Source organism: Arthrobacter sp. B0427-1-12, assembly GCF_059092905.1.
Map to the genome: position 1 here is coordinate 1 of NZ_JBNHIC010000103.1, position 6,041 is coordinate 6,041.

A 6,041-nucleotide genomic window follows, 5' to 3' on the forward strand; every position below is an offset into this window, starting at 1 on the left:
CTGGGCGGGGCCGGGTCGGGTGCCCGGGCTAGGGTTGATCGCGTGGGGGTGCCGGGTCGGGTGGGTGCCTGATCGTCGCTTGGGTGACGGGTCGGGGTGGCCGCTGGCGCGGCCGCCCGGTTGGGCAACGCAGGCCCGACGCCTTTGCCCCGTTCCTCCTGGCTCCCCCTCCTGCCGTGCTCCCTTTCCGCTTCCCCACCCCCGGCTCACCTTCAGGGAATGCGGGATCGAGCCACTGCCGGCCCCTGACCACAGCCAGGCACCCCCCGCCACCTGCACCCCAGCCCAAAGGACAGGCCCCACCGGCCCAAAGCCCCCCCACCCCGCACAGGAACCTTCAAGGCAGAGCCAGAGCGAAGCAAAGACCGCTGACGCTATAGCGTCACCCACCCCACAGGCCCCCAGCCCAAGACAGGCACGAGCACAGCCCACCGGGCCACACCTCCCGCCCCGACAAGAAAATTGCGCCACGCCACCGGATTACCGCGGCTGCGCGCGCCGGGCCTGATGCGAGAGACCTCCCCGCCGGAGACCACCGCACCGCTCTGCAGCCGCAGCTCCTCCACCCCTCCCCTGGGCAACCGGTCCCGGGCGCCTTGCCGAAACCCAGGCACCGCACCCCACTCCTGAACCCCCACTGCCGCCCCCCCCCCTCCGCCGCGCAAAAGAAAAGGGTATGCCCCGCCACCACGGAACATACCCCAGCCTCTACCCCCCCTCACCTACCACGTCTTATACCCGGGGTTATACCCAGTCCTATATCCACTCAGCTACTACCCCATCCACCCAGACACAACAACCTCACGAGCGCCATGCGCCCCCCACGGATACCAACGCCAAGGAACCCAGAGGCCGCCCCCGGCCGCCGCACCGGGCGGTCAGACAGAAACCGCAAAGGCAGACCGGAACACCCAGGTAAGTCCGTTGGCTTAAACTCACTACAAACCACCCCGACACCCAGCCCCGGGATGAGCACGCCCCGAGCCCACCACAGGAGCACAACCAACCATGAGCACCCTCACCGGCTGGTGCATAACCAAAAACTGCGACACCCCCACCAACCGCGGCGGCTGCCCCATCCAAACCACCAACAACCCACCCTGCCCCTGCCACCAAAACACCACCAACCCCCGCCCACACCAACCCACCCCCCACACAACCCGCTAACACCCCGCGGGGCCGGCCACCGCCAGTACAGCCCCGGCCCAGCCAGCACCTGCCGGCCCTAAGGTCTGGCCCAGCGCCAGCCCAGCCCGACCCTTACGTTCGGAATTCCGAACGCAAGACCACTGAAGTCCCAGACACACCAGAAACACCGGCGAACGCAGGAAGCCACCGAGCGACCCCCGCAATGCTCCTGCCCCTGCTCTCCACCTCCCCACGATCAAGGAACACCATTGACCCAGCACTCTTCCACCGTCCACTCCGATCGCCCGATCCGGGTCGGCATCATCGGCGCCTCCACCACCGGCTGGGGACGCATCGCGCACCTGCCCGCCCTGGCGACCATCCCCGGCCTGAAGGTGAGCGCGGTCAGCACCACCCGCCTGAACTCCGCGAAGGCCACCGCCGAGGAGTTCGGCATCCCCGAGGCCTACGACAACCCGGACGAGCTCATCGGCTCGGACGCGGTGGACCTGGTCATCGTCGCCGTGCGCGTGGAGCACCACTACGAGCTGCTGCAGAAGATCCTGGCGGCCGGCAAGCCCGTCTACAGCGAGTGGCCCTCCGGATCCACCCTGGACCAGACCCGCCAGCTGCGCGATGGCTTCACCACCGCCGGGGTGTACGCGGCCACCGGCCTGCAGGCCCGGGCCCGGCCCGAAATCCGCTACCTGCGTGACCTCATCCAGGACGGCTACCTCGGCCGGGTGCTGTCCTCCACGCTCGTGGGCGAGGGCGGACCCTGGGGCGACGTCGTAGACCCGTCCCAGGCCTACCTCCAGGACGACGCCCTCGGCGGGACGATGATGACCATCCCCTTCGGCCACACCATCGACGCGGTGTGCACCGTCCTGGGCGAGTTCGACACCCTGACCGCGATGACCGCGATCCAACAGCCCCTCGTCCGCCTCGCCGGCACCGACCAGACCGTGGAGAAGACCACCCCGGACCAACTACTGCTCTCCGGGCGGCTCGCGGACGGGACCATGGTCTCGGCCCACTACCGCGGCGGCAAAACCGCCGGCACGACCCTGCACTGGGAGATCAACGGCACCGAGGGCACCCTGGTGGTGACCGCCCCGAACGGCAACATCCAACTGAGCCCACTCACCCTCCACGGGGCCACCGCCGGGGCAGCCGAGCTGGAAGAACTCCAGGTGCCCGCCTCCTACATCCACGCCGACACCGCCCTGCCCGCCCTGGCCGCCACAATCGCCGAGACCCTGCTGGTCGTCGAACGCGACCTGCGCTACGACACCCGACTCGCCCCCAGCCTCGACGACGCGGTCACCCGCAAACAGATGCTCGCCGCGCTGCGCCGCGCAGCCGACACCGGCACCATGCAGAACCTCACCTGACCATCCGCCGACCCCCGGCGGCCACACCCGACAACGTCCACGCTTCCGTCGCACCGGCCCCGCCCTGACACCACTCGAGCACTTGAACGGTGTCAGGGCGGATATACCCTCTGTCATTTTCAGGAGCCGACCGCACTCTCAAGCTGGCTATCTTGCGGGTAGTGCCGTCAGCTCCAGCTCCTGCGGCCCCGAAACCCTACCCGCAACCGGTCACCTACCTGCAGGCGGTCGTGGACGTAAATGGAACCGCCCGCGGCTTCAACCACCTGCTCGACGACCAAGGGCCGCCGGGACTTCACCTCCGAGATTCCGGGAACCCGTGGTCGGCGACATCACCTGCCCGCGAACCGGCTAGGCTGGTTGTTCCAGGCCACCATGATCCACCTGCGCACCGGTATGGTCATCCGCCGGGCCATGGACGGCACCTGCGCGTCAGCCTGTGCGCCGCGGCGCTGCGCTGGGCCGCCGCCACGGGCACCCGCCGAGAACGCCGTCGTTTTCGACGACCGCTCCCGCCAAAACTGGTTTGACGGCGGAACCCGGTGAGGTGTTTCCTTTATCTGGGGGTAAACAGCCGTTTACCCCTAGCGACAACCCGCTCCCGGAGGCCCCTCCCGTGCCGCTTCGCTCCGTCCCCGCGTGGGCGACAACCACCGTCCTGGCCCTCTGCGGCATGGTGGTCGCGCTCCAGCAGACCCTCGTGATCCCCTTGCTGCCGGACTTCCCCCGCATCCTGGGTGTCTCGGCCGACGATTCATCCTGGCTGGTCACCGTCACCTTGCTCAGTGCTGCGATCTTCACCCCGATCATTTCCCGCATGGCCGACATGTACGGCAAACGCAAGATGCTGCTGCTGGCCCTGGCGGTCATGAGCCTCGGCTCGCTCGTCGCGGCGATCGGCGGCACGTTCCCGGCACTGATCGCCGGGCGCGCCATGCAGGGCTTCGCCTCCTCTCTGATCCCGGTCGGGATCTCGGTGCTGCGCGACGAACTACCCAAGGAGAAAGTGGCCTCGGCCGTCGCCCTGATGAGCGCCACACTTGGCATCGGCTCGGCGCTGGGAATGCCGTTGTCCGGGCTGCTCTACAACGCTTTCGGGTGGGAGTCGCTGTTCTGGGTCTCAGCAGCGCTCGGTGTCGTGTTCCTCATCGGCGTCCTGCTGCTGGTGAAGGAATCCACACTCACGACTCCCGGGCGCTTCGACATCGCCGGCGCGCTGATCCTCTCGGTCATCCTGACCGCCACCCTGCTGGCCATTTCCAAGGGGTCCAGCTGGGGCTGGACCAGCCCGCTCGTTCTGGGCCTGCTGGCCCTTGCACTGGCCCTGCTCGCGGGCTGGATCCCGCTCCAGCTACGGGTCAACCAGCCCATGGTGGATCTGCGGACCTCTGTAAAACGACCGGTGCTGCTGACCAACATTTCCTCGTTCTTCATCTGCGTGGCGATGTTCGTGAACATGCTCATCACCACCCAGCAATTGCAGATCCCCACCGGGACCGGGTACGCGTTCGGCCTCTCCGTGCTGGTGGCCGGACTCGCGATGGTACCTTCCGGGTTGGCCATGGTCGCCCTGTCCCCCGTCGCCGGGGCCATGCTGAACCGCTGGGGCGGCAAGCCCACCTTGATATTCGGCGCCGCGATCATGGCCGTAACCTATGTGGCCCGGGTCTTCCTGGACAACACGGTGTGGGAGGTCATCGCCGGCGCCACCCTGGTGAACGTCGGGGTTGCCTTCGCCTTCGCCGCCATGCCGACGCTGATCATGAGCGCGGTTCCGATCACTGAAACCGCGTCGGCCAACGGTGTTAATGCGCTCATCCGCTCGATGGGCACCTCCGTGGCCAGTGCCGTCGTCGGGCTGATCCTCTCCACCCTCGTCATCGACTACAACGGGGTTCCGGTCCCGTCCCTGAATGCGCTGCACCTGTCCTTCTGGCTCGCCGCCTTCGCTGCCGTGGTGGGCATTGCCATCGCACTGTTCATCCCCAGCGGCGGCCGCACCCTCAAAGCGGATAACAACGTGCAGGAGACGCTCGTCCACGGGCGCGTTCTCATGCGCGGCACGGGCGGCCCCCAGCGGCCGGCCGTCGTGACCTTCATCCGGGAGGACGGCGTTCCCGGGGACTGGGCCCGAACCGACCACGACGGCTTTTTCACCGCGGCCCTGCCGGGACCAGGCCGCTATGTCGTGGTCGCCAATGCCGGGGGCTGGGCGCCGCGTTCGCAGCTCGTGACCTTTTCCGGCGGCACCACCGAACACGACCTGGAACTGCTGGAGGAACTCTCGCTCGACGGCGTCATCAAGGCCAGCGAAGTCCCGCTGGAGGGGGCACTGGTGACCATCAGCGCCGGCGCCGGGGACTTCGTCGCCGCCACCCGCACCGACACGCACGGCCAGTACACGCTGGCCCTGCCACCTGTCGGGACCTACATCGTCACCGCTGTCTCCCCCAACGGGGAAACAGCCTCCTCAGTTAAGGTCATCCTGCGGGCCCGGACAGAACGGGTCGACATCGAGCTGCCCGCATGACCCGGGGCGATGGCCGAGCGCGCATCCGCCACGCTGCCGCCACCCTGTTCGGCGAACGCGGCTACCACGACGTCACCGTGCGCGAGATCGCCGACGCCGCCAAAGTCTCCCCCGGACTGGTAATCAAACTGTTCGGCTCGAAGGCCGAGCTGTATACCGTCGTCGGCCTGACCGCGGTGCCGCTGGTCGAACTGGACCTGCCCCGGGACCGGCTGGGCCGGGCCCTGGTGCAACAGGTCCTGACCCGCCGCGACGCCGGAGCGAACGAGCCCTGGGCCACCCTGGTCTCGCGGATCCGGCAGTCCCCCACGCCGGAGGCAACCCGACATGACGTCCTGGCCGGGGTGGCGGCCATCATCGGCGACACGACCCCCGACCGGCGCCACGCCGCAGCCGTGGCCTGCCAGCTGGCGGGGCTGGCCGAGGGGATTCGGTTCGCGGGCTATTTCGCCCCGCCGGACATTAATTCCGACGACGTCGTGGACCTCTACGCCGGCGCTGTCCAGCACCAAATCGACCAGGCCGGCTAGTGTGAGATAGCACCGTTCGGCAGGGCCAAGGCCATGAGGGTTCAGGTCCCGTAAGCCGTGCTGTTGCGCGACAGCCTTATCCGAGAACTTATGCGTGGGCCTGATGACGGAGGCTGCCCTAAATTCTGGCCCTGTCCTACCTCGTTTCCATCCTGTTTGGGCATCCTCCACCGCGACACTTTCCCGGGCAGACCTAACGCGACGAAGTCTAGGGGTCACCGCCCCAGCCGAGGTGTCAGTTTCAGAAGCCGCCTACGCTGGATATCAGAAGGCGTCTGCATCGGACAGTCACCCTTCAATTTCGCCCCGAAGATAAATGAAGGCAGCGCTCGAGGGGTCGCCATAGTGCCCGGGAAAAATCAGAATCTTCTATATCTCGTCAAGCCGCGTTCGGGATCGCATTGTCAGGGGCGTGTAGAGCGTTGAGGGTGCGGTAGAGGCGGCGGGCGAGGTAGCGCT

At 67.6% G+C, this 6,041-nt stretch carries 4 protein-coding genes; all 4 read left to right on the plus strand.

The window, feature by feature from the left end; genetic code table 11:
* Nucleotides 1–1,397 precede the first annotated feature (1,397 nt).
* The 4 genes from AC5RWU_RS23460 to AC5RWU_RS23475 all read left to right on the plus strand — a co-directional run bounded on the left by AC5RWU_RS23460 (nt 1,398) and on the right by AC5RWU_RS23475 (nt 5,582).
* Nucleotides 1,398–2,522, plus strand: coding sequence for a Gfo/Idh/MocA family protein (locus AC5RWU_RS23460; RefSeq protein WP_493986581.1), 1,125 nt, complete (start codon nt 1,398–1,400; stop codon nt 2,520–2,522).
* A gap of 240 nt (nt 2,523–2,762) precedes the next feature.
* Complete coding sequence (locus tag AC5RWU_RS23465) at nt 2,763–3,068, plus strand: hypothetical protein (RefSeq protein WP_493986582.1); 306 nt, start codon at nt 2,763–2,765, stop codon at nt 3,066–3,068.
* 70 nt (nt 3,069–3,138) lie between these two features.
* The gene (locus tag AC5RWU_RS23470; RefSeq protein ID WP_493986583.1) at nt 3,139–5,052 is read left to right on the plus strand and encodes an MFS transporter; all 1,914 of its coding nucleotides are present in this window, start codon (nt 3,139–3,141) and stop codon (nt 5,050–5,052) included.
* Nucleotides 5,049–5,582, plus strand: coding sequence for a TetR/AcrR family transcriptional regulator (locus AC5RWU_RS23475; protein WP_493986584.1), 534 nt, complete (start codon nt 5,049–5,051; stop codon nt 5,580–5,582). The genes AC5RWU_RS23470 and AC5RWU_RS23475 overlap by 4 nt, the downstream gene beginning before the upstream one ends.
* Nucleotides 5,583–6,041 lie beyond the last annotated feature (459 nt).

Excerpts from the sequence above, each read along its gene's own strand:
- AC5RWU_RS23465 (WP_493986582.1), top strand. The coding sequence starts at position 2,763 with ATGGAACCGCCCGCGGCTTCAACCACCTGCTCGACGACCAAGGGCCGC.
- AC5RWU_RS23475 (WP_493986584.1), top strand. The coding sequence starts at position 5,049 with ATGACCCGGGGCGATGGCCGAGCGCGCATCCGCCACGCTGCCGCCACC.